Origin of the sequence: Tessaracoccus defluvii, from assembly GCF_014489575.1 — a bacterium.
Classification (GTDB): Bacteria; Actinomycetota; Actinomycetes; order Propionibacteriales; family Propionibacteriaceae; genus Arachnia; species Arachnia defluvii.
Genome location: NZ_CP060789.1, coordinates 1446970 through 1469111 on the forward strand (window position 1 = coordinate 1446970; position 22142 = coordinate 1469111).

Sequence of the window (22142 nt, forward strand, 5' to 3'; positions counted from 1 at the left end):
TGGAGCCTAGGGCCCGGCGGTGTCACCCGACCGTCGTTCAGAGGCCGAGGATGACCTTCGCCAGGCTGAAGTAGATGACGAGCCCCGTCGCGTCGACGAGCGTGGTGACCAACGGTGCCGACACGACGGCCGGGTCGATACCGATCCTGCGCGCGATCAGCGGCATCGCGCCTCCTATCGTGGCGGCCCAGGTGCAGATCACCACCAGGCTGGCGGCGACCACCGAGGCGATGGGCCAGGAGACGAAGAAGCCACCGACCACCAGACCGAGCGCTGCCAGCATCAGGCCCAGCAGCAGACCCACCCGCAGTTCACGCCAAATGACGCGGCCGAGGTCGGAGAAACGGGCCTCACCGATCGCGAGGGCTCGGACCGACGCCGTGGCGGCCTGCGCGCCCGCGTTGCCCCTGCACCGATGAGCATGGGAATGAACAGGGCCAGCTGGGCGACCTGCGCGAGCGTGTCCTCGAAGGCCTGGGTGACAGTTACGGTTCCCGCGGCCGCCACCAGGAGAAGGCTCAGCCACAGCGCACGGTAGCGGGCGAGCCGGAACACGCCGACCGCGGCGAAGTGCCCCTCCCAGGGCTCGGCGCCCGACAGGCGCGCGGCGTCCTCGTTGCCTGCCTCCTCGAGGGCCTCCATGGCATCGTCACCGGTCAGGAGCCCCAGGAGGCGTCCCTCACTGTCGACGACGACGAGGTCCACATCGTTGGTCTCCTGGATGAGTCGGGCCGCCTCCTCCGCGGAGTCGGTCCCCGTGACGACGTGCAGGTCCCCGTCTGCCACGTCCTGGACGGGCTGCTCGGGCTCGGCGAGGACGAGGGCGGACAGCGTCGCGACGCCGACGACGACCCGTCCGTCGTCGACGAGGGGCAGCGTGTGGATGCTGTCGGCCCGCGAGCCGACGGCGCGCACGAGTTCCAGCGCCTCCCGGACGGTGACGGTCCGCGGGATGGGAACGGCCGCCGGGGTCATCATGCGGCCGACCGATCCGGCGGGGAAGCCCAGCTGGGCCGCCGTGATCCGCCGCTCTTCCTGGCCGAGGCCCGCCAGGGCCCGCGCCACCACCTTGGCCGGCGCCTCGCCGAGCATGCGGGCGCGATCGTCGTGGTGCATCGCTTCGACGACCTCACGGAAACCGTCGTCGCGCATCCCCGCGAGCAGCCGCTGCTGGTCGAACGGATCGAGTTCCTCGAAGACCTCGATCGCCGTCGACTTCGGCAGTCCCCGGAACTCGACTGCGGCGGCGACATCGCTCAGGCGTGCTATCGCATCCGCGATCTCGTGCGGCTCGAGCAGCACCTCACCAACGTTGTCTCCCATGGGCCCTCCCGTTTCCTGGCTGGCCCATCCTCCCACTCCGGCGAGTCGCGGGGCGGCCGCCCCGCGGGGCCGGGGTCAGGCGTCGAGATCGACGGCGATCAGTTCCGCGAGCTTGTCGACGGCCTCCGCATTGTCCGACTCGACGATCACCTCGGCCCCTGCCTCCGCCCCAGCGACATGATCATCAGGCTGGAGCCGGCGTCGACCGCCTCCTCCGGGTCCATGTCCGCCAGGCGGATGGTGATGTCGTCGTCGTACTCGGCGGCGGCCTGCGCCACGAGGGCGGCCGGGCGGGCATGGAGCCCGACGGAAGATCCAACGATCACGTTCCTGCTTGCCATGTCTCTCCTTCGAAACTGCTTGCTTGCACCGCCTCAGGCGACGGCGACAACCTGGGGGGCCCGCGCCGCCACGTCGTCCGGCGTCGGCAGGGTGGTGCCCGGCAGCGCCGCCGCAGCAGCACCATAACCGATGGCGGAGGCGAGGCAGGCCGATTCGTCTCCGCCTGCGAGGTGGGCGAGAACGTAGCCCGCGACCGAGGAGTCCCCCGCGCCGACGGTGCTGCGCACGGTGATGCGGGGAGCCCTGGCGAACCACGCGCCGCGTTGCGTGACCAGCGCGGCGCCGGCGGCGCCGAGGCTGACGAGCACGGCGCCGATGCCGCCACTCACCAGTCTCCTGGCCGCCGCGACGATGCCGTCGACCTCACCACGCAGGGCCGCCGCCTCGAAGGCGTCGCCGTCTCCTCCGGCAAGGTGGGCGAGTTCCTCCGCGTTCGGCTTCAGCAGGTCGATCCGCGCGGCGGGGACGGCGGACACGACGGCCGTGAGCGGTGCTCCCGAAGTGTCGACGGCGACGAGGGCGCCCGCGGCCGCGGCCGCCCGGGACAGGTTCGCATACCAGTGCGTCGGGGCCCCGGGGGCAGCGATCCGCTGAGCACGGCCCACCTCGCGCCCGCCACTGCGCCGGCGAGGCTCTCCTCGGCCCGTGCGGCCGCCGCGGTCGTCAGAGCCGGGCCGGACTCGTTGACCTTGGTCGTGGTCCCGTCGGGCTCCGTGATGGCCGTGTTGATGCGCACGCGCCTCCCGGTCGGCAGGTCATCCGCAACGAGTGGCACCGCGGGCGCCAGCGCCGCGAGCCGTCGGAAGCTCGCATCGACCTCCGGCGCGACGGCGACAGCGGCCCTGCCGGCTCCCATGAGAACCCGCGCGACGTTGAGGCCCTTGCCGCCGGCCTGTTCAGTGACGGCGGCTGCACGCTGCACCGCACCGATGCACAACGGGCCGCTCAGTTCGATCGTCCGATCGAGGCTCGGGTTCGCCGTGAAGGTGACCACTTCGGTGTCCATGGAGCCTCCCTGCCCATCGCGCCCTATGTCCGTTTATACGGCATTGCCCCGCTTACGCAAGACATTCGGGCATATTCCAACACGAACACAGGTTCAGGCCAGGTGGACGTCCATCTCCGCCGCACGCAGGGCCGCGACGGCGCCGGGGTCGAGGGCCTGATCGGTGACCAGTCCGTCCACCTCATCGACCCCGGCGAAGCTCACCAGGTAGTCGGCGCCGAACTTCGCGGCGTCGGCCAGCACGTACGCCTCCCGCGCGGAAGCGATCATGGCCCGCTTGACCGCCGCCTCCGCCGGATCGGGCGTCGAGAAGCCGTGCCCGACGGAGAATCCGTTCGCACCCAGGAAGGCCACATCCACCCGGATGTCGGCCAGCGTCGCGATCGCCATGGCTCCGACGGTGGCCTGCGTGAGACCCCGGACCTGCCCGCCCAGCAGCAGCACATTCAGTTCGTGCCGCTCGGCCAGCCGACCGGCGATCGGCACGGAGTTGGTGACCACCGCGCTCACCCACGGAGGGAGCAGCTCGCACGCATGCGCCGTGGTGGTGCCCGCATCGAGCAGCAGGGTCAGCCCCTCGCGACGCGGCAGCAGCGACACGGCCCGCTCGGCGATCGCGAGCTTCTGCTCCCCCGACTCGACCTCGCGGTCACGGAGCGAGGCCTCAGTGAGCCGCAGCTTCTCGGCCGGCACGGCACCGCCATGAACCCGGCTCAGCAGCCCTTTCGAGGCGAGGGCGTCGAGGTCGCGTCGGATCGTCTCCGAGGTCACCTCATAGCGCCCCGCGAGCTCTGAGACCGATACCCGGCCAAGGCCCCGGGCGAGCGCGACGATGTCGTGCTGGCGCTCCTCTGCGTACATTCCGCCACCTCCGGTCCGAACAGGATCATTTCGGACATGATCCCACAGGAAACCATGCCATATCTGTTGACTTGCCGAAGATATCTGGCGACGATGGGGGAAACCGTTCACGTGGAGGTCCCATGCAACCCGTCACCCTTCGCGGCACCGGCGTCGTCGCCGGCTTCGTGTACGCCCCGACCGCCTGGACCAGGCCCGCTCCGGTGCCACCGCCGGTGAGCGGCAGCCTCGCCGAGGAGGACCGACCCGCCGAGGTCGAGCGCTTCAAGGCGGCGGCCGAGACCGTCGCGGGTCGCTTCACCGACCGGGCGAGCGCGGCGACCGGCGTGGCCACGGAGGTGCTCGGCGCCACCGCAGCACTCGCGCGGGACCGCGGGTGGCTCAGGGCCGCCACCAAACTCATCAACGCCGGCGCAAGGGCCGAGACCGCCACCACGGAGGCGATCGAGCAGTTCGTCACCCAGTTCGAGAAGCTCGGAGGCCTGATGGCCGAGCGCACCACCGACCTGCGCGACATCCGCAACCGGGTGCTGGCCGAGCTCATGGGCCTGCCCGAGCCGGGGGTGCCGAGGCCCGACTCGCCGGTCATCCTGTGTGCCGACGACCTCGCCCCGGCCGACACCGCCGGGCTCGACCCCTCGCTCGTCCTCGCCCTCGTGACCCGCCTGGGCGGGCCGACGAGCCACACGGCGATCATCGCCCGGCAGCTCGGGATCCCCTGCGTCGTCGCGGCGGCGACCCTCGGCGACGTGGCCGAGGGTCAGATGCTGCTCGTCGACGGCACCAGCGGCATCCTGACCGTCTCCCCCGATCCGGTCGAGGCCCGCCGCCTCGTGGCCGAGAGCGCGGCCCTGGCCGCGGAGATCGCTGCCTGGCGCGGCCCGGCCCGCACCTCCGACGGCGTCGCCGTCCAGTTACTTGCCAACGTCCAGGACGGCGCCGCCGCCAGGAGGGCCAGCGCCGGCGAGGCCGAGGGCGTGGGGCTGTTCCGCACCGAGCTGTGCTTCCTCACGGCGAGGACCGAGCCCTCCGTGGACGACCAGGCACGCATCTACGGCGAGGTGTTCGCCGCATTCCCCGGCTCGAAGGTGGTCGTGCGGACGCTCGACGCGGGTTCGGACAAGCCCGTCCCGTTCGCCAACCACGAGCACGAGGAGAATCCCGCGCTCGGGGTCCGCGGCATCCGGCTGGGCTGGACCAACGCCGGCATCGTCGAGCGTCAGCTCGACGCCATCGCGCAGGCCGCGGAGGACACCGGCGCGACGGATCCCTGGGTGATGGCCCCGATGGTCGCCACCGTCGATGAGGCCTACGAGTTCGCCGAGCTGTGCCGGGCGAGGAACCTCAAGCCCGGGATCATGGTCGAGATCCCCGCGGCCGCGCTGCTGGCCGACCAGTTCCTCGCGGAGGTCGACTTCTTCTCGATCGGCACCAACGACCTGACCCAGTACGCGATGGCCGCCGACCGGATGTCCAGCAGGCTCGCCACCCTGACCGACCCCTGGCAGCCGGCCGTGCTCCGGCTGATCCAGCTCGCCGCCGACGCCGGCGGCCGGGCAGGCAAGCCGGTCGGCGTCTGCGGCGAGGCTGCGGCCGACCCGCTGCTGGCCTGCGTCCTGATCGGGCTCGGCATCAGCTCGCTGTCGATGGCGGTGACGGCGATCCCGACGGTCGGCGTCCAGCTGGGCAAGGTGACCCTCGAGCAGTGCCGCGAGGCCGCCGCCCAGGTGGCGTCCGCACGCAACGCCCGCGACGCCAGGGAACTGGCCCGCCGCCTGCTCGGCTGACCGGAAACGACGAGGGGCCCGGAGCGATTCGCTCCGGGCCCCCTCGCGTGTGCGGTCAGGGCTCGATGGTCACCTTGATGGCACGGCCCTCGGCGACGATGTCCAGCGCCTCGGCGGCCCGCTCCAGCGGAAGCCGCTCGGTGATCAGGTCGCCGACGGGGATGCTCCCGTCGGCGATGTAGCCGAGCGCCGCCCGGTGATGTGCCGGCGCGGACCCGTTGGCCCCGTGCAGGTGCAGCTGGCGGTAGTGCACCAGGTTGCTGTCGAGCGTGATCGTCGGGTTCGTCTTCGGCAGGCCACCGAAGAACGAGATGCGGCCGTTGCGGGCGGCCATGGCGACCGCCTGCTCCTGCACCACGTTCGCGGGCGTCGCCGTGATGATGACGTCGGCGCCGCGACCCTCGGTGAGCCGCAGCACCTCCGCCACGACGTCCACCTTCGACGCGTCGATGACGATGTCGGGCGCGACGGCGGCGGCGGACAGTGCGAGGCGCTCGGCGTTGATGTCGACCAGCACCACGGTGCCCACCTTGTGCAGGCCGCGGGCCACCCTGATGTGCATGCAGCCGATGGGGCCCGCACCGAACACCACGGTGAAGTCGCCCTCCTCGATGCCGAGCTGCTCCTGCGCATTGATCGCGCAGGCGAGCGGCTCGGCGGCGGAGGCCTCCGGGAACCCGACGCCGTCGGGGATCCTGTTGAGCCCGTCGACGCGGAGAACCTGCGGCGGCACGATCATGTACTCCGCGAACCCTCCGTCGTACTGGTACCCGACGGACGTCTGGTTCTGGCACACGGCCATCCAGCCGCGACGGCACTCGTGGCAGTCGCCGCAGGGGACGGCTGCGATCACCTGCACCCGGTCCCCCGGCCGGAACCCACCGACCGCCGCGGCCCCCACCTCGACGACCTCCCCGGCGACCTCATGGCCCATGGTGGTGGTGCGGGTGATGTTGACGTGCCCGTTGGCGCGGATCTTGACGTCGGTGCCGCAGGTCGAACAGTTGCGGACGCGGATCTTGACCTCGTCCGGCCCACACACCGGCTCCGGCACGTCCTCGATGCGCACGTCACCGGGCGCGTGGTAGCGAAGCGCCCTCACTGTGCGCTCACCTCCTCCTCCTGCGGAGTCAGCAGCGCCAGCACCTCGTCGACGTCGGTGGCGCCGCGCAGCCGCTCGGCGTTGCCCCGGTCGGCGAGGGTCGTGGCCAGAGCCGACAGGATCGAGACGTGCTCGTCACTGTTCGACGCGATGGGGATCAGGACGTGGACGGTCTCGCCGTCCCAGTCGACTCCGCCGGGGAACTGCAGGAACCCCAGCGCTGCCTTGGAGATGTACCTCCTGGACTCGTTGGTTCCGTGCGGGATCGCGACGCCCTCGCCCAGGTAGGTGGTGGTCTGCAGCTCGCGAGCGAGCATGCCGTCGATGTAGCCGGGAGCCGCTGCGCCCGAGTCGACGAGCACCTGGCCCGCCTGTCGGATCGCGTCGTCCTTGCTCGTCGCGGTGAGCCCCAGCCGGACGTTCTCGCGCGGCAGCACTCCGGCCTGCAACGTCTTGCGGCGCTTCCTCGGGGCGGCGGCCGGTGCCGGCGTCGCCTCGGCCGGGACGGGCGTGTCCTGGACCTGTCCGGACGGCTCGCCCAGCCCTGTAGCGGTCAAGTCGCGGCCCTCGCGGATCGCGGTCTCGACCCTGTCGAAGGCCGGGTCCCCCAGGTACGTCGCGAAGGGGACGATCAGGCTTCCTGGCACCCGCTTGGCGGCCCGACTCGCGAGTCCCTCCTGCGTCAGCACGACGGTGGCGTCGGCGGGAATCTCGTCGACGGGTGTGTGCACGACCTCGACGCCGTACGGGGCGAGCTTCTTCTTGAGCTGTCCGGCGACCATCACGGACGAGCCCATGCCCGCGTCACAGGCGACGACCACCTTGCGGATGGCGGCGCCCGCGATCGCCGTCAGGCCACCCACGTGGCCGACGGACGAGCCGGACGGCGTCGCGGCCTCGACGGCCGCGGTGTCGTCGGCGCCCTTGCCGAATTTCAGCAGGGCGGAGGCCACGACGAAGGAGACCACGGTCGCGGTGAGCACCGTCAGGATCATCGGGATGTGTCCGCCAGGGCCGGTCACCGCGAAGTACGCGAGGATCGATCCCGGCGAGGCCGGGGCGACGAGACCCGCACCGGTGAGCGTCGCCACGAACAGGCCCGACATGGAGCCCAGGATCATCGCGACGATCATGATCGGCTTCATCAGGACGTACGGGAAGTAGATCTCGTGGATGCCGCCGAGGAAGTGGATGACGGCCGCATGTCAATAGGTTCCCAACATTTATTCCTGTGTTTATGTTGGTTTTGGACGTGTCGCGGGAAACAGAAGGGCCGGCACCTCTGCAGGTGCCGGCCCTTCACGGTGCGGGGGTCGCTCAGCGAGCGGCGGAACCCTCGACGTAGTCGGTGTCGGAGGTCTCGACCCAGCTCATCAGCTTGCGCAGTTCGCGGCCCGTGGCCTCGATCGGGTGCGCCTCGCCCTTGGCCCGCAGGTCCTTGAACTCCGGGGCCCCGGCATCCTGGTCGTCGATGAAGCGCTTGGCGAAGTTGCCGTTCTGGATGTCCGTGAGGACGTCCTTCATGTTCTCCTTCACCCGGGCGTCGATGACGCGCGGGCCGGAGACGTAGTCGCCGAACTCGGCGGTGTCGGAGACGCTCCAGCGCTGCTTGGCGATGCCGCCCTCGTACATGAGGTCGACGATGAGCTTCAGCTCGTGCAGGCACTCGAAGTAGGCGACCTCGGGCTGGTAGCCGGCCTCGACGAGGGTCTCGAACCCGGCCTGGACCAGCGCGGACGCGCCGCCGCAGAGGACGGCCTGCTCACCGAACAGGTCGGTCTCGGTCTCCTCGGTGAAGGTGGTCTTGATGCCGCCGGCGCGCAGGGCGCCGATCGCCTTGGCGTAGGACAGGGCCAGCGGCCAGGCGTTGCCGGTGGCGTCGACCTCGACGGCGATGATCGCGGGAACGCCGCGGCCGTTGGCGTACTCACGACGCACCAGGTGGCCGGGCCCCTTCGGGGCGACCATGCACACATCGACGCCCTCGGGAGGGGTGATGTAGCCGAAGCGGATGTTGAAGCCGTGCGCGAAGAACAGAGCGTCACCCTTGGTCAGGTGGGGCTCGATCTCCTCCTTGTAGACGGTGCGCTGCACCTGGTCGGGCGCGAGGATCATGATCAGGTCAGCCTCTTCGACCGCCTCCGCGACGGGCAGCACGCGCAGCCCCTCCGCCTCGGCCTTGGCCGCCGACTTCGAGCCGGGACGCAGGCCGACGCGGACGTCGACGCCGGAGTCACGCAGGCTGAGCGCGTGCGCATGGCCCTGCGAGCCGTAGCCGATGACCGCGACGTGACGACCCTGGATGATCGACAGGTCGGCGTCCTTGTCGTAGAACATTTCTGCCATGGGGTTTCTCCTTGATTACTTTCTACTTTGACTTCTCGGTGAGGGTCTTGGCGCCGCGCCCGAGCGCGACCTGACCCGACTGGACCAGCTCGACGATGCCGTGCGGGGACAGCATCTCCAGCAGCGCCTGCAGCTTCTCGTCGCTGCCGGTGGCCTCGATGGTGATAGTCTCCGCGGACACGTCGACCGCCTTGCCACGGAACAGGCCGACGACGTCGATGACCTGGCTGCGGGTCGCGGCGTCCGCGCGGACCTTGACGAGCACCATCTCACGCCGGACGGCGCTGTCGCCGAGCTCGAGGACCTTGCGGACCTCGATCAGCTTGTTCAGCTGCTTGACGATCTGCTCGAGCGCCGCCTCGTCGGCCACCTGCGCGACGACCGTCATGCGCGAGACCTCCTCGCGCTCGGTCGGGCCGACGGCCAGCGACTGGATGTTGAACCCGCGCCGCGAGAACAGCGCGGAGATACGGGTGAGAACGCCCGGCCGGTTGGAGACCAGGATGGACAGGGTGTGGGTCTTCACAGGATCTCCTCGTCCCAATCGGGCGCCATGTCGCGGGCGACCCGGATCTCGTCGTTACTGACGCCGGCGGCCACCATCGGCCACACCATCGCGTCCTTGTGCACCACGAACTCGATCACGACCGGTCGGTCGTTGACCTCGAGCGCCCTGGTGATGGCGGCGTCCATCTCCTCCTCGTTGGTGGCACGCAGCCCCAGGCAGCCCATGGCCTCTGCCAGCATCGGGAAGTTGGGCAGCGTCTCGGTGGAGAGGTCCGTGTTGGAGTAGCGGCCGTCGTAGAACAGCGACTGCCACTGCCGGACCATGCCGAGGGCGTTGTTGTTGATCACCGCGATCTTGATCGGGATGTTGTTGAGGGCGCAGGTGACGAGCTCCTGGTTCGTCATCTGGAAGCAGCCGTCGCCGTCGATGCCCCACACCGTGGCGTCCGGGTTCGCGACCTTGGCGCCCATGGCGGCAGGGACACAGAAGCCCATCGTGCCGGCACCGCCCGAGTTGACCCACCGGTGCGGCTTCTCGTGCGGGAGGAAGTGGGCCGCCCACATCTGGTGCTGGCCGACTCCGGCCGCGTAGATGCTGTCGGGCGGGCTGAGCTGGCCGATGCGCTGGATGACCTCCTGCGGCGACAGCCTGCCGTCCGGATCCTCCTCCCAGCGGGGCTGGTAGCGGGCGCGCATGGTGCCGAGCTGACGGCGCCACGCGTCGGCCTCGGGCGCGGGATACGCGTCCATGGCCTCGGTCAGCTGCTGCAGCGTCAGCTTCACGTCGCCGACGATGGGCACGTCGACCGCCTTGTTCTTCCCGATCTCCGCCGGGTCGATGTCGGCGTGGATGATCTTCGCGCCGACGGCGAAGCTGTCCAGCTTGCCGGTGACCCTGTCGTCGAAACGGGTCCCCAGCGCGATGAGGAGGTCGGCCTTCTGGAGGGCACCGACGGCGGCGACGGTGCCGTGCATACCGGGCATGCCCATGTTCAGCTCGTTGCTGTCGGGGAGGACCCCTCGGGCCATCAGCGTGGTGACAACGGGGATGCGGGTCTTGGCGACGAACTCGGCGAGCTCATCCTGGGCGCGGGCGAGGCTGACCCCGCCGCCGACGTACAGGACCGGGCGGGTCGACTCCGAGATGAGCCGTGCGGCTGCACGGATCTGGCGGGAGTGGGGCCGGATGGTCGGCTTGTAGCCGGGCAGATCCAGTTCCTCCGGCCACACGAACGGGGCGCTGTTGACCAGCGCATCCTTGGCGATGTCGACCAGCACAGGCCCGGGACGGCCGGTGGAGGCGATGTGGAAGGCCTCCTTGACGGCCAGCGGGATGTCGGCGACGTTCTTGATGAGGAAGCTGTGCTTGGTGATCGGCATCGTGATGCCGCGGATGTCCGCCTCCTGGAAGGCGTCCGTGCCGATGGCGTGGCTGTTGACCTGCCCGGTGATGGCGACGATCGGCGTCGAGTCCATGTAGGCGTTGGCGATCGCCGTCACCAGGTTCGTCGCCCCGGGGCCGGAGGTGGCGATGCAGACCCCGACCCTGCCCGACACCATGGCGTAGCCCTCGGCCGCATGGCCGGCGCCCTGCTCGTGGCGGACGAGGATGTGGCGGATCTTCGAGTCGTACAGCGGATCGTAGGCCGGAAGGATGGCGCCGCCCGGGATACCGAACGCTACGTCGACGCCCATTCGTTCCAGTGACTCGACGAGCGCCTGCGCCCCCGTCATGAGCTGACCGTCAGTCTGCGTCATTGCCTCTCCCTTCTCGTGACAGTCACGGCTTGTAGGTCCCCTTCAAGAAAAAACCCCCGCCGCCCGGTTGGGCATACGAGGGAGCGCTTCGCTGGATTCGTCGCGAAGCGCTAGTGGATGACTACGAGCCGGCTGATGGGCATGGGTCAACCTTCGTCGCTGGCCCCACGCGTGTCAAGCCTCGGCCTGACCGGTTCCGACATGTAAGACGCCGGGCAGAGACGCCGACGGGCCGGGACTCGCGTCCCGACCCGTCGGCATGTGGCAACTGGTGGCTATCAGGCCGTGGTGTCCCCGACGACGGCGTCGGCGGCAGCGGCGGGCTTGATGGTGGTGAACGCCCAGCCCATGAGGCCGATGATCAGGCCGAGGCCCATCACGAGGGCCGACACGCCGTAGGCGATGACGGAGCTGAACAGGGAGGCGCGGAGGAACGAGCCGTTCATGACGGTGTTGCGCTGGGCCTGGTACTTCTCGGCAACCTCGGGGTTGTCCTTGTTCTCGGTGACGAGCGCGCCGAGTTCGGCGTAGGTCTTGCCCTCGGACGCCTTCATGGCGTGCATGTTGATGGCTTCAGCCTGCGCGAAGGCCGTCAGCGGGCCGCCGACCTCCTTGTTCTTGAACGCGCCGCCCATGAACTGCGAGTCACCGGGGACGGTGATCCGCTCGGCCTGGAGCTGCGACGTGACGGTGCCCCAGGTGAGGGCGCCAGCGACGATCATGATGATTCCGGCGACGATCGACAGGACGCCGACGATCTTGGTGGCCTTCATTGAGGTCCCTTCCCTGTTATCTGTTGCGGGAGCGCGTCCACGCACCCCGGTTATGAGGACCACTCTAGGAGTGGCCGATTCCTCTTAACCATGGGGCCCCTACAACGTGTAGCAGAGGGATGCTACTCTGCGCCCCCCAGTTTCCGCCAAACGTCGTCCATCGGCGCGGCGACAGGCACCTTCAGGTTGGCGATGCCCGGCGTGTCGGCATAGCGGGGAAGCACGTGCACGTGGGTGTGGAACACCTCCTGGCCGGCGACGGCGCCGGCGTTGGACACCACGTTGCAGGCCTCAGCGCCGAGCCTCTCCTTCAGCAGCCGGCCGACGCGGGCGACGGCGGGAGCGATCTCGGCCAGGACGGTGTCGTCGTCGAGGATGTCGGTGCTGTGCCGCCTCGGCACGACGAGGGTGTGGCCCTCCTGCCAGGGCGAGATGTCGAGGAACGCGTAGGCGACGTCGTCCTCGTAGACCTTCTTCGACGGGATGTCACCCGCGATGATCGAGCAGAACAGGCAGTCCATGGTGACCTTTCCGGTGATGCGTTGACGGGACGTCCGCCGATTCAGCGGACCTCGTAGCCGGCGCCGCGCAGCCCGGCCTTGACGTCGGCGATGGTGAGGGTGCCGTAGTGGAAGACGCTGGCGGCGAGCAGGGCGTCGGCGCCGACGGCGGCCGCGTCGATGAAGTGCTGCACGGTCCCCGCGCCGCCGGAGGCGATCAGCGGCACGTCGACCGCGTCACGGACGGCGCGCAGCATGTCGAGGTCGAAGCCGTCGGTGGTGCCGTCGGCGTCCATCGAGTTGAGGAGCACCTCCCCGATGCCACGGTCCGCGGCCTCCCGCGCCCAGGCGATGGCGTCGATGCCCGCCGATCGGCGGCCGCCGTGCGTGGTGACCCCGTAGCCGGACGGCATCCCCGCCTCGCGCCTGGCGTCGAGCGAGAGGACGAGGACCTGGTTGCCGAACACGCGGGCGATCTCGTCGATCACGTCGGGGCGTGCGAGCGCGCCGGTGTTGATGCCCACCTTGTCGGCGCCGGAGCGCAGGAGGACATCGACGTCCTCGACGCTGCGCACTCCCCGCCGACCGTCAACGGGATGAAGACGCTCTCCGCGCACCGGGTCACCATCTCCCGCGTGGTCGCCCGGCCGTCGGAGGAGGCGGAGATGTCGAGGAACGTCAGCTCGTCGGCGCCGTCCGCCGAGTAGCGGGCCGCCAGCTCGACGGGGTCGCCGGCGTCACGGAGATTGGTGAAGTTGACCCCCTTGACGACGCGGCCGTCGTGGACGTCGAGGCAGGGGATCACGCGGAGGGCAACAGACATGGGCGTCAGGCTACCGGGCCGGCACCGGAGCGTCAGTCCTCGCTCAGATCCGTGCTGACGACGCCACGGCGCATAGCGTCGGCCGCCGTGTGGCAGGTGCGGCGCAGGTCACCGGGGCCGGCCGCGTTGGCGAGCTGCCCGAGCAGGTCGACGACCTGACGCACCCAGCGGACGAAGTCGCCGGCGGAGAGACCGGTGAGCGCGAGCACCTTGGCCAGTTCCTGTCCGCTGGCCCAGCGCCAGGCCGCCTCGGCGAAGCCGATGTCCGGTTCCCGGCCCCGGTCCCGCTTGTGGTGGCGCTCCAGCTGGCCGACGTCGCGCCAGACGGACCGCAGGTCCGACTGGGCGCGCTCCGACAGCGCATCGGGCATGCGGGGGTGGGCCGCGTCGCGGCTCGGGCGCGACTCGTAGACCAGCGACGACACGACGGCGGCAAGCTGCGCCGGGTCGAGGCCGGCGAAGACGTCGCGGCGGATGCACTCGGCGGCCACGAGGTCGAGCTCGTTGTAGATGCGCCGCAGCATCCTGCCCGCGTCGGTCAGCTCGCCGCCGTCGAGGTAGCCGAGCTCCCCGAGGACGGCGGTGACCCGGTCGAACTGGACAGCCAGCGAGTTGGCGCGGCCGGTGACCTGGGCCTCGATCCGGGCGGCCTCCCGCTCGAGGCGCAGGATCGCGGCGGCGTGCACCGCGTGGGCCTCGCGGTCCGGGCAGGCGTGACAGGGGTGGGCCTTCAGCTGGCGGCGCAGCCCCGCGATCTGCTCCACGACCGCCTCGTCGCTCGGGAACGCGGTGTCCGGGACGTCCGGCGACACAGCCTCGAGCTTGTCCGACATGGCCGTCAGGAGGGCGCGGCGGGAGCGGCGGTCCTTCAGCGAGAAGTCGCGCGGCACCCGGACGCGCCCGACGGGGTGCAACGGTCCCGGCACGTCGTAGGGCTGCAGCTTCAGCACCGTGTGGTCGGCGGAGATCGTCTGCACCCAGGGCTGGGCGTCACGGCTCGACTTCTGACCGACGCGGAGCACCACGGACCAGCCCTGCCGCGGCAGGTGCACGAGGTCTCCGGCCATCAGCCGGGTGAAGGAGTCGCCGACGTCCTCGGTCCGCTCCCGCTTCCTCGCCTTTGCCGACGTGCTCTCGAGCCGTGTCACCTCGTCGCGGAGCCGGGCGTACTCCATGAAGTCGCCGAGGTGACACTCGGCGGCCTCCCGCGCGGAGGCGATGTCGAGCTGCAGGCCGCGCTCGGCCCGGGTCGCCTGCACGACGGAGCGGTCGGTCTGGAACTGTGCGAACGACTCGTCGAGCAGGTCGCGGGCCCTCTCCCTGCCCAGGGTCGCCATCAGGTTGACGGCCATGTTGTAGGTGGGCGCGAAGCTGGAGCGCAACGGGTAGGTGCGCCGCGAAGCGAGGCCCGCCACGGCCCGCGGGTCCATCCCCGGCTGCCACAGGACGACGGCGTGTCCCTCGACGTCGATGCCGCGGCGGCCCGCCCGTCCGGTGAGCTGCGTGTACTCGCCGGGGGTGATGTCGACGTGCGCCTCGCCGTTGTACTTGACGAGCTTGTCGAGGACGACGGTGCGGGCCGGCATGTTGATGCCGAGCGCGAGGGTCTCGGTGGCGAAGACCAGCTTCAGCGCGCCGGTGGAGAACCCCTCCTCCACGATGGCCTTGAAGGTGGGAAGCTGGCCAGCATGGTGCGCCGCCACCCCCATGGTCAGGGCATGGCGGAAGTCCTCGTAGCCGAGCACCCGCAGGTCGGCGGCCCCGAGGCCGGCGACGTGCCGGTCCGCGATGTCACCCAGCAGCTCGGCCTCGGCGCGATTGGTCAGCCGGATGCCGCCGTCGACGACCTGACGCACCGCGGCGTCGCAGCCGACGCGGGAGAAGATGAAGTAAATGGCCGGGAGCAGGTTGGCGCGCTCCAGCACGATCGCCACCTCGCCGCGGCCGGCCGGGCGGCCGGCGAACCGGGGGTGCGCCGCTCCCCCGTACTGCCCCGAGCCGCGCCCGTGGCCGGTGCGGCCCGGCCCGAACGTCCCCGCGGGTTGCGGGCGTCGTCGCGGACACGGGTGGCCTCGCCCTTCGAGATCTGCAGGAGCTCCCGGTTGACCCGCGCGGCCCGGTCGGCCGGCCGCTCCTGCGCGGTGGGGGCCACGCCCTCGAACAGGTCGACCAGGCGTCTCTCGGCAAGCACGTGCTGGTAGAGCGGCACGGGACGGCGCTCCGACACGACGACGGCGAACTCGCCGCGGACCGTGCGCAGCCAGTCGCCGAAGTCCTCCACGTTGCTGACGGTCGCCGACAGCGCCACCAGGGAGACCGAGTCGGCGAGCGACAGGATGACCTCCTCCCACACTGCGCCGCGGAACCGGTCGGACAGGTAGTGGACCTCGTCCATCACCACGTAGCCGAGGTTGCCAAGCGTCGGGGAACCGGCGTAGATCATGTTCCGCAGCACCTCGGTGGTCATCACGACCACCTGCGCCTCGGAGTTGACGGTCATGTCGCCGGTCAGCAGCCCGACCCGGTCGGAGCCGTAGCGTTCGACGAGGTCGTGGTACTTCTGGTTCGACAGCGCCTTGATGGGGGTCGTGTAGAAGCACTTGCGGCCGCTGGTGACGGCCAGGTGCACCGCGAACTCCCCCACGACCGTCTTGCCCGCACCGGTCGGTGCCGCGACCAGAACGCCGCGGCCGGCGGCGAGTTCGACGCACGACTCGACCTGGTAGTCGTCGAGCCGGTACGGATAGAGGGAGGCGAACTCGGCAACCTCGGCGGGAATCTCGGTGCTCACCGTGTCCACGCTAGCAGCGCTAGGCGACGATGACCCTGAGCGCTCCCGGCGCGATCTCGACGGTGGCGGGCACCTGGCCCAGTTCCTCGCCGTCTCCCATGATGAACAGCCCGTCTCCGTCGACGGTCACGTGGCGTGCCCGCAGGAGTTCGACGGCCGGGTCCTTGACGAAGTTGCCGGAATACAGCGAGGGCAGCAGCCGCAGCAGCTTGCCGCGGGAGGCCTCCTTGATGACGGTGATGTCGAGCAGCCCGTCGGCGGGGTCGGCGTCGGGCGCGATGCGCATGCCTCCGCCGAAGAGTCCGGTGTTGGCGACCGCTACCAGCATCGCCCGCAGCTCCCGCTCCTGACCGTCGACGGTGAGCCGGTAGGTCAGCGGAGAGAAGTTCGCGAGTTCCCGGAGCGCGATGTAGCCGTAGCTGAGCGCGCCGAGCCGGATCCGGATGTCGTTGGTGGCCCGGTTGACACGGGCGTCGTAGCCGCTGGAGACGACGGCCCCGACGTAGTACTGCCCGTCCGGGTTCATGACGTGGGAGAGGTCCACCTGCCGGGTGCGGCCGTGGACGATGGCCTCGACGGCCTCGTGGATGCCGCCGGGGATGCCGACGCCGCGCGCAAAATCATTGCCGGTTCCTGCGGGCACGAGCCCCAGGGTCGCCTCGGTGCCTGCGCAGGCGTTGAGGCCGAGGTGCGCCATGCCGTCGCCGCCCATCACGACGACGAGATCGCCGCCGCGTGCGCTCAGCGCGGCCGTCCGGGTGAGGTCGCGGGCCTCCTCGAAGGAGTTCGAGACGACGACGTGCAGCTGGGCGTCGGGGAGGCCGGCCATGAGCCGGGCGCGGACCTTCGGCAGCACCCGTCCAGCCCTGCCCCCGCCGGAGCGGGCATTGCAGACGACGGTGACGAGCCGCCGTTTCGCGAGTTCGTTGGTCACTTGCCGTCTTCCAGGTCGATGGCGAACTCCTCCGCCGTCTCCTCGCTGATCCCGCGCTTCTTGTCCCAGGCGCGGCAGATCACCTCGGCGATGAGGAACATGCCGACGATCGGCACGCCGAGCGCCATCATCGAGAACGGGTCGGTCGTCGGGGTGGCCACGGCGGACAGCACGACGGCGCCGAACACGACTCCCTTGCGGGCCTTCTTGAGCTGGTAGCCGCGCACCACACCCGCCATGTTGAGGCCGACGACCACGACCGGCAGCAGGAAGCTCAGCCCGAAGACGAGCATCACCTTGATCTCCATGCTGAGGAAGTTGGCCACGTCCAGGATGTTGGTGATGTCCTGGTCCTTCGGCGTGAAGCTCAACAGCACCTCGATGCCCTTGGGCCACACGAAGTAGCCGAGCGCGGTCCCGGTGAGGAACAGCGGCAGCGAGACGGCGACGAAGGCCAGCGCGTAGCGCTTCTCCTTGGCGACGAGGCCGGGCGCGACGAAGGCCCACACCTGCCACAGCCAGAGCGGCGAGGAGAGGATGACCCCGGCCACGACGCACAGGATGACGGCGACGGTGAAGGCCTGCGTGACGCCGTTGTTGGCGATCATCGTGCTCGCGCCGAGGTTCTCCTCGAGCGCGGTGCGCGCCCGTTCCCAGGGCGCCAGCACGAAGGAGACCAGCTGCTGGTAGAAGAACGCGCTGATGATCGACCCGATGAGGACGCCGATGGCGACCACCGTGATGCGGTAGCGCAGCTCCCGCAGGTGATCGAACAGCGACATGGTCCCGTCCGGGCCACCCTCCGGGGGCCGCAGCCACCCGAACCGACCCTTGCGGTCCGGTTCGGCGGTTGCGGAGGTCATCGCGTCAGCGATCGGTGTTCTGCTCGTCCGAGCGCGGATCGATCTCCGGCTGGACGATCTCGGCGTCGACGACCTCCGGCTTGGCCTGCGAGTCGGAGCTCTTGACCTCTTCCTTGAACTCCCGGATCGAGCGACCGACACCCTTGCCGATCCCCGCGAGCCGCGAGCCGCCGAACAGCAACAGCGCCACGACGAGGACGATGGCCAGTTCCCATCCACCTAGAGGCATGGTGCTTCCCTTCCTAGTGACGGCTGAGCCGTCTGTAACAGATTCAGTCTAGTGACGCCGCAACGTGGCCCACTGGACGCGTCCCAGCATGTGCCGCAGCTCCCGGAACCTGGCGGCGACGACATCGACCTCCGCCAGGACGTCACCGACGCGCTGCGCCAGCCACACGGCGTAGCCGACGACGGCCACCGCCCCGGCCAGCGCGAGGACGCCGAACACCACGATCCAGGTCACGCCGGGAAGCCTACCGCAGGTTCCTCGGGGTACAGGGCCAGCGCCGCGGCGGCGCGCTCCCGGGCGAGCGCCGACACGGCGTCATCGGAGACGTCGAGGACGGCGTCCCCCAGCCGGAGCACCAGGGCGGCCGCCCAGTCGGGCGAGGCGACGGGGAACGTGACGCGCAGCGCGTCGCCGTCGGGCTCCACCGAGGTGGTCGGGTAGTACTCGGCGATCCAGGCCGCGCGTCGGGTCACCGTGAGGGTCAGCTGGCGGGCCACGTCGTCGAACCAGCCCTCCGGCGGGTCTCCCCGCGGGCTGAATTCCTCGGCCAGCGTCTCGACGGCCTCGACCCGGTCGAGCCTGAAGGAGCGCCAGGCACCCCGGGAGCGGCTCCACGCGTCGAGGTAGGCGAAGCCGTCGACGAGCCGCACACGGGCGGGTTCGACGTCGGCGACGGTGGTGCCGGCCCTGCCGCCTGCCCGATACGTCAGCCGCACGACGCGGTGGCCCGCAGCGGCCGCCGTCAGCGCGGACCGGTGCTCCGGGTCGGTCGGCGCGACCGCGACTGACAGCCCGTCGGCGCCGTCCTCCACCGCAGCCTCGAGCTTGTGCAGCGCGCTCAGCGCGGCCTCCGACCCGCCCGCCACCTCGACGATGAGCCGCAGCGCCGCCAGGAGACTCGCCGCCTCGTCGGGCCTGAGCCGGAGGGGGCGGGCCAGCACGTCGGCGTTGCGGAAGTCGATGTGGCCCTCCTCTCGGACGGCGTCGATGTCGACGTCGAAGAGGTCGTCGAAGTACCCGCCGGGCAGGCCGCAGAACTGCAGGACCTCCAGGTCGCGCACGATCTGCTTCGGCGTGGTGGTGAAGGCTGCCGCGGCTTCGTCGACGCTGACCCCCTGGTTCGCGGCGAGATAGGGCACGAGCCGCAGGAGCCGGGTCAGCTGGGCGTCGGATCTCATGCTGCGGCCTTCCTCAGCGCCTCGAGGACCCGGGCCCGCAGGTGCGGCGGGTCGAGCAGGACGGCGTCGGCGCCTGCCGCCAACACCTCGGCGATCAGCACCCCCTCGTCTCCGGCGGCGATCCTCCAGGCGGAGAACCCTGCGGGGATTCCGGTCATCCCGGCAACGGGCTCGGCGTGCAGGAATCCGCTGACGGCGCCGTCGCGCAGCGCGACCGTCGCGATGGCCTCGGGGGTCGGCTCCAGCCGCTGGGCGCGCTCCTTGGCGTCGGCCGGTGGCACGAAGGCGCCTGGCCTGCCCTGGGCGACAGCGGGCTCGGAGAAGCGGGAGAGCTTGTAGAAGCGGTCCTCGGCCTTGTCGAGGTCGTAGCCGTGGACGTACCAGCGGCCGCGACGCTGCAGGAGCCGCCAGGGCTGGAGCCGCCGGGACTGGTTGGCGTAGCCGAAGCCGATCACGCGGCGCTTCAGGACGCCGTCGAACACCACGTCGAAGTCGGGTTCGCGCACGGAGAGCTGGGGCGCGACGGTCGGCACGAGCGTCGGGTCGGGGGCGGCGCCGCCCGCCAGCAGAGCCTCGAAGGCCTGGGCGGTGTGGTCGGCCGCGACGGTGTCCTGCCAGACCTGGCCGGCCAGCGCCAGCGCGGACAGTTCCTCCGGGGTGAAGGTGATCTCGGGCAGTTCGAAGTCGGCCCGGTTGATGCGGTACCCCTCTTCGTCGTCGAAGTAGCGGTCGTTCGACCCGGTCTCGATGGTGATGCCGAGCGCGCGGAGGTCCTCCTTGTCGCGCTCGAACTGGCGCTCGAACGCGGTGTCGCTGCTGCCGTGGTACCCCTCGATGGCCGTGCGCAACTCGTCGCGCGTCAGGTACCGCCGTGTACTGAGCAGCGCGATGAGGAGGTTGACCAGCCGTTCGGACTTCCTCGAGGACATGTCCGAAGGCTAGCGGATCACCCCTGGCGGATCGGGGGCGGCCCGCCGTGTCGCAGCCCCCGTGGCAGACTGCCCCCCATGGAGCAGCACGTGAGCCTCATCACCCTTGCCGTGGCCGATCTGGCCGCCGACCCGGCAGGCTTCCACTGGGAGGTGGCCCACAACCCGGGGCCGGAGTTCGACTTCGTCGTCGCCGGCCGATGACGTTCACCGACCGGTACGCGCCGAGCCCCACCTCCGACCTGCATCTCGGCAACCTCCGCACCGCGCTGGCGGGCTGGCTGCTGACCCGCGCTGCGGGCGGCACGTGGCGCATGCGGATCGAGGATCTCGACCGCGACCGGGTCCGCGCTGCGGAGGGCGTCGAGGGCCGGCAGCTGCGCGACCTCGAATCCCTCGGACTCACCTGGGACGGCCCCTTGGTGCGGCAGTCGGAGCGGCTCGACCTCTACCGCGACGCCGTCGCCTCGCTGCCGACCTACGAGTGCTTCTGCACGCGCCGCGAGATCGCGGAGGCGGCCTCGGCGCCGCACGACGACGGGTACCGGCCCTACGCGGGCACCTGCCGCGGGCTGACCGGTGCCGAGCGCGACGCCAGGCGGGCGGAACGACCGGCCGCCATCCGCCTCGATGCCCGCGCCGCGACGCAGACCATCCAGGACGAGTTCGCCGGACAGGTCACGTCGGTGGTCGACGACGTCGTGCTCGTCCGCGGCGACGGGCAGTTCGCCTACAACCTGGCCGTCGTCGTCGACGACATCGCGATGGGCGTGGACCACATCACCCGCGGCGACGACCTGCTGAGTTCCGCGCCCCGGCAGGCCCGGCTGACGACGCTGCTGGGCGGCACCCCGGCCCGCTACGCGCACATCGGTCTGGTCACCAACGCCACGGGGCGAGGCTCGCCAAGCGGGACGGTGCCGTCACCCTCGCCGATCTGGGCCTGCCTCCTGCCGAGGCGCTCGCCCTGCTGTGCGCCTCCCTGGGGCTGGGGCCGTGCCACACAACGGAAGAAGCGCTGGCCGCCATGCCTGGCGACCAGCGCTTCCACGCCGGGGCGGTGTACGCCGACGGCGGTCTTACTCAGCCCTGAACATCGAGGATGTCGATGACGTAGACGAGCGTCTGTCCGGCCTCGAGCGGCGGGTTCGACTTCGGCTGGCCATCCGGGTACGCCATCGCGGGCGGAACCACCAGCATGACGCGGGAGCCGGCGGTCTGGCCGACCAGCCCCTCCTGCCAGCCGTCGATCAGACCCGCGAGGGAACCGGCCTGCGCGGCCCAGGCGTCCTCGAACAGCTGCCCGTCGCCGAAGACCCACGAGCGGTACTTGACCTCGATGGTGGAAGCCGCGGTGATCGCGGTGCCCGCACCCTTGATGAGGGGCGCGACGACGAGGTCGGCGGGGGCCGTCGCACCGGCGGGAATCGCCAGCTCCGGCTTGCCGTCGGTCATCGTGACGGTGGGCAGGCCCGCGACGGGTTCGACCGCCTCCCCGCTGGCCTCAGTGAAGTTGGCGGCGATGATGTCGACCACGAAGAGCAGCGAGTCGCCCGGCTTGATCTTGCCGTCGGCGCTGCCCTGCGGGTAGCCGTCCTCGCTCGGCATGCCGATCAGGACGCGGGAGCCGACCTTCTGCCCGGTCAGGCCCTTGCCGAAGCCCGTGACGACGCTCTTCAGGGAGAAGACGGAAGGCTCGCCCCGCTCGAAGGAGCTGTCGAAGACGGAGCCGTCGGTGCCGTTGTAGCCGACGTAGTTGACCGTCACCGTGGAGTCCTCGGCGAGCACCTGGCTGCCGGTGGACTCCCGCAGCACCTCCGTCTGGGTCGTGGCGATGCCCCACGGCGCGGGGACCTTCACCACGGGCACGTCCGCGTCGGACACCGACACGTCGCTGAGGTCCGCGGAGGGGGTGATCGTCGTGGTCGGCGTCGGCGAGGCCGAGGGACTCGCGCTCGCCGAGGTGCTCGGCTCCGCGCTGGGGGATCCGCTCGGGTCGGCGGAACCGGAGCCGCAGGCCGTGAGCGCGACGAGCGCGGTGGCCGTGGCACCCAGGAGGAGGCGACGGAGGTTTCTGGCGGTGTGCATCA

General features: G+C 70.6%; 22 protein-coding genes and 3 pseudogenes. 3 read left to right on the forward strand and 22 right to left on the reverse strand.

Annotated features, from left to right (window positions below; translation table 11 throughout):
- Positions 1 to 37: 37 nt before the first annotated feature.
- From H9L22_RS18720 to H9L22_RS06990, 6 genes and pseudogenes are all read right to left on the reverse strand, one after another.
- Positions 38 to 358 (reverse strand): magnesium transporter, encoded by a 321-nt coding sequence (locus H9L22_RS18720; protein WP_226966287.1) that lies wholly within the window; start codon positions 356 to 358, stop codon positions 38 to 40.
- Complete coding sequence (locus tag H9L22_RS06975; protein WP_226966181.1) at positions 283 to 1323, reverse strand: magnesium transporter; 1041 nt, start codon at positions 1321 to 1323, stop codon at positions 283 to 285. Before H9L22_RS06975 ends, H9L22_RS18720 begins: the two co-directional genes overlap by 76 nt.
- Before the next feature lie 75 nt (positions 1324 to 1398).
- A pseudogene (locus H9L22_RS06980) lies at positions 1399 to 1664 on the reverse strand (HPr family phosphocarrier protein).
- Positions 1665 to 1697: 33 nt separating this feature from the next.
- A complete protein-coding gene (locus H9L22_RS18725; RefSeq protein WP_226966288.1) occupies positions 1698 to 2213 on the reverse strand; it encodes a PfkB family carbohydrate kinase in 516 nt (171 codons plus the stop codon).
- The gene (locus H9L22_RS18730) at positions 2105 to 2671 is read right to left on the reverse strand and encodes a carbohydrate kinase family protein (RefSeq protein ID WP_226966387.1); all 567 of its coding nucleotides are present in this window, start codon (positions 2669 to 2671) and stop codon (positions 2105 to 2107) included. Before H9L22_RS18730 ends, H9L22_RS18725 begins: the two co-directional genes overlap by 109 nt.
- A gap of 93 nt (positions 2672 to 2764) precedes the next feature.
- Complete coding sequence (locus H9L22_RS06990) at positions 2765 to 3532, reverse strand: DeoR/GlpR family DNA-binding transcription regulator (protein WP_187722144.1); 768 nt, start codon at positions 3530 to 3532, stop codon at positions 2765 to 2767.
- Between the two features lie 122 nt (positions 3533 to 3654).
- On the opposite strand from H9L22_RS06990, the gene ptsP reads away from it, so the two are divergent.
- Positions 3655 to 5319, forward strand: coding sequence for a phosphoenolpyruvate--protein phosphotransferase (ptsP, locus tag H9L22_RS06995; RefSeq protein WP_187722145.1), 1665 nt, complete (start codon positions 3655 to 3657; stop codon positions 5317 to 5319).
- A 55-nt stretch (positions 5320 to 5374) separates the two neighbouring features.
- On the opposite strand, the gene H9L22_RS07000 is transcribed toward ptsP, so the two are convergent.
- The 15 genes and pseudogenes from H9L22_RS07000 to H9L22_RS07070 all read right to left on the reverse strand — a co-directional run bounded on the left by H9L22_RS07000 (position 5375) and on the right by H9L22_RS07070 (position 20052).
- A complete protein-coding gene (locus H9L22_RS07000; protein WP_187722146.1) occupies positions 5375 to 6421 on the reverse strand; it encodes a zinc-dependent dehydrogenase in 1047 nt (348 codons plus the stop codon).
- Complete coding sequence (locus H9L22_RS07005; protein WP_187722147.1) at positions 6418 to 7566, reverse strand: PTS sugar transporter subunit IIA; 1149 nt, start codon at positions 7564 to 7566, stop codon at positions 6418 to 6420. Before H9L22_RS07005 ends, H9L22_RS07000 begins: the two co-directional genes overlap by 4 nt.
- 172 nt (positions 7567 to 7738) lie before the next feature.
- Positions 7739 to 8767 carry a ketol-acid reductoisomerase gene (gene ilvC, locus H9L22_RS07010; RefSeq protein WP_187722148.1) on the reverse strand — a complete coding sequence of 343 codons (1029 nt, stop codon included), beginning with the start codon at positions 8765 to 8767 and terminating at the stop codon, positions 7739 to 7741.
- 22 nt (positions 8768 to 8789) lie between these two features.
- Positions 8790 to 9293, reverse strand: coding sequence for an acetolactate synthase small subunit (gene ilvN, locus H9L22_RS07015; RefSeq protein ID WP_187722149.1), 504 nt, complete (start codon positions 9291 to 9293; stop codon positions 8790 to 8792).
- On the reverse strand, positions 9290 to 11032 hold the full coding sequence (locus H9L22_RS07020) for an acetolactate synthase large subunit (protein ID WP_187722150.1): 1743 nt from the start codon (positions 11030 to 11032) through the stop codon (positions 9290 to 9292). Before H9L22_RS07020 ends, ilvN begins: the two co-directional genes overlap by 4 nt.
- Before the next feature lie 278 nt (positions 11033 to 11310).
- The gene (locus H9L22_RS07025) at positions 11311 to 11805 is read right to left on the reverse strand and encodes an aromatic ring-opening dioxygenase LigA (protein WP_187722151.1); all 495 of its coding nucleotides are present in this window, start codon (positions 11803 to 11805) and stop codon (positions 11311 to 11313) included.
- 122 nt (positions 11806 to 11927) lie between these two features.
- Complete coding sequence (locus H9L22_RS07030; protein WP_187722152.1) at positions 11928 to 12326, reverse strand: HIT family protein; 399 nt, start codon at positions 12324 to 12326, stop codon at positions 11928 to 11930.
- A gap of 41 nt (positions 12327 to 12367) precedes the next feature.
- Positions 12368 to 13128 (reverse strand): annotated as a pseudogene (gene hisF / locus H9L22_RS07035) (imidazole glycerol phosphate synthase subunit HisF).
- Positions 13129 to 13160: 32 nt separating this feature from the next.
- Positions 13161 to 15907, reverse strand: a pseudogene (locus tag H9L22_RS07040) (DEAD/DEAH box helicase).
- 31 nt (positions 15908 to 15938) lie between these two features.
- Positions 15939 to 16853, reverse strand: coding sequence for a diacylglycerol/lipid kinase family protein (locus tag H9L22_RS07045; protein ID WP_187722153.1), 915 nt, complete (start codon positions 16851 to 16853; stop codon positions 15939 to 15941).
- Complete coding sequence (tatC, locus tag H9L22_RS07050; protein ID WP_187722154.1) at positions 16850 to 17716, reverse strand: twin-arginine translocase subunit TatC; 867 nt, start codon at positions 17714 to 17716, stop codon at positions 16850 to 16852. The genes H9L22_RS07045 and tatC overlap by 4 nt, the downstream gene beginning before the upstream one ends.
- Positions 17717 to 17720: 4 nt before the next feature.
- Complete coding sequence (locus tag H9L22_RS07055) at positions 17721 to 17945, reverse strand: Sec-independent protein translocase subunit TatA/TatB (protein ID WP_187722155.1); 225 nt, start codon at positions 17943 to 17945, stop codon at positions 17721 to 17723.
- A 48-nt stretch (positions 17946 to 17993) separates the two neighbouring features.
- Complete coding sequence (locus H9L22_RS07060) at positions 17994 to 18179, reverse strand: hypothetical protein (protein WP_187722156.1); 186 nt, start codon at positions 18177 to 18179, stop codon at positions 17994 to 17996.
- Positions 18176 to 19123, reverse strand: coding sequence for a helix-turn-helix transcriptional regulator (locus tag H9L22_RS07065; RefSeq protein WP_187722157.1), 948 nt, complete (start codon positions 19121 to 19123; stop codon positions 18176 to 18178). Before H9L22_RS07065 ends, H9L22_RS07060 begins: the two co-directional genes overlap by 4 nt.
- Complete coding sequence (locus tag H9L22_RS07070; protein ID WP_187722158.1) at positions 19120 to 20052, reverse strand: helix-turn-helix transcriptional regulator; 933 nt, start codon at positions 20050 to 20052, stop codon at positions 19120 to 19122. Before H9L22_RS07070 ends, H9L22_RS07065 begins: the two co-directional genes overlap by 4 nt.
- Before the next feature lie 78 nt (positions 20053 to 20130).
- Here H9L22_RS07070 and H9L22_RS19665 point away from each other — a divergent pair, with 78 nt between their 5' ends.
- Both H9L22_RS19665 and H9L22_RS07075 read left to right on the forward strand, forming a co-directional pair.
- Positions 20131 to 20256 carry a hypothetical protein gene (locus tag H9L22_RS19665; RefSeq protein WP_264292571.1) on the forward strand — a complete coding sequence of 42 codons (126 nt, stop codon included), beginning with the start codon at positions 20131 to 20133 and terminating at the stop codon, positions 20254 to 20256.
- Complete coding sequence (locus H9L22_RS07075; RefSeq protein ID WP_226966183.1) at positions 20253 to 21164, forward strand: glutamate--tRNA ligase family protein; 912 nt, start codon at positions 20253 to 20255, stop codon at positions 21162 to 21164. The genes H9L22_RS19665 and H9L22_RS07075 overlap by 4 nt, the downstream gene beginning before the upstream one ends.
- Here the strand turns inward: H9L22_RS07075 and H9L22_RS07080 are convergent.
- Positions 21136 to 22140, reverse strand: a complete 1005-nt coding sequence (locus H9L22_RS07080; protein ID WP_226966289.1) for an FKBP-type peptidyl-prolyl cis-trans isomerase — start codon at positions 22138 to 22140, stop codon at positions 21136 to 21138. The two genes, H9L22_RS07075 and H9L22_RS07080, sit on opposite strands and share 29 nt — an antisense overlap.
- Between the last annotated feature and the right edge of the window lie 2 nt (positions 22141 to 22142).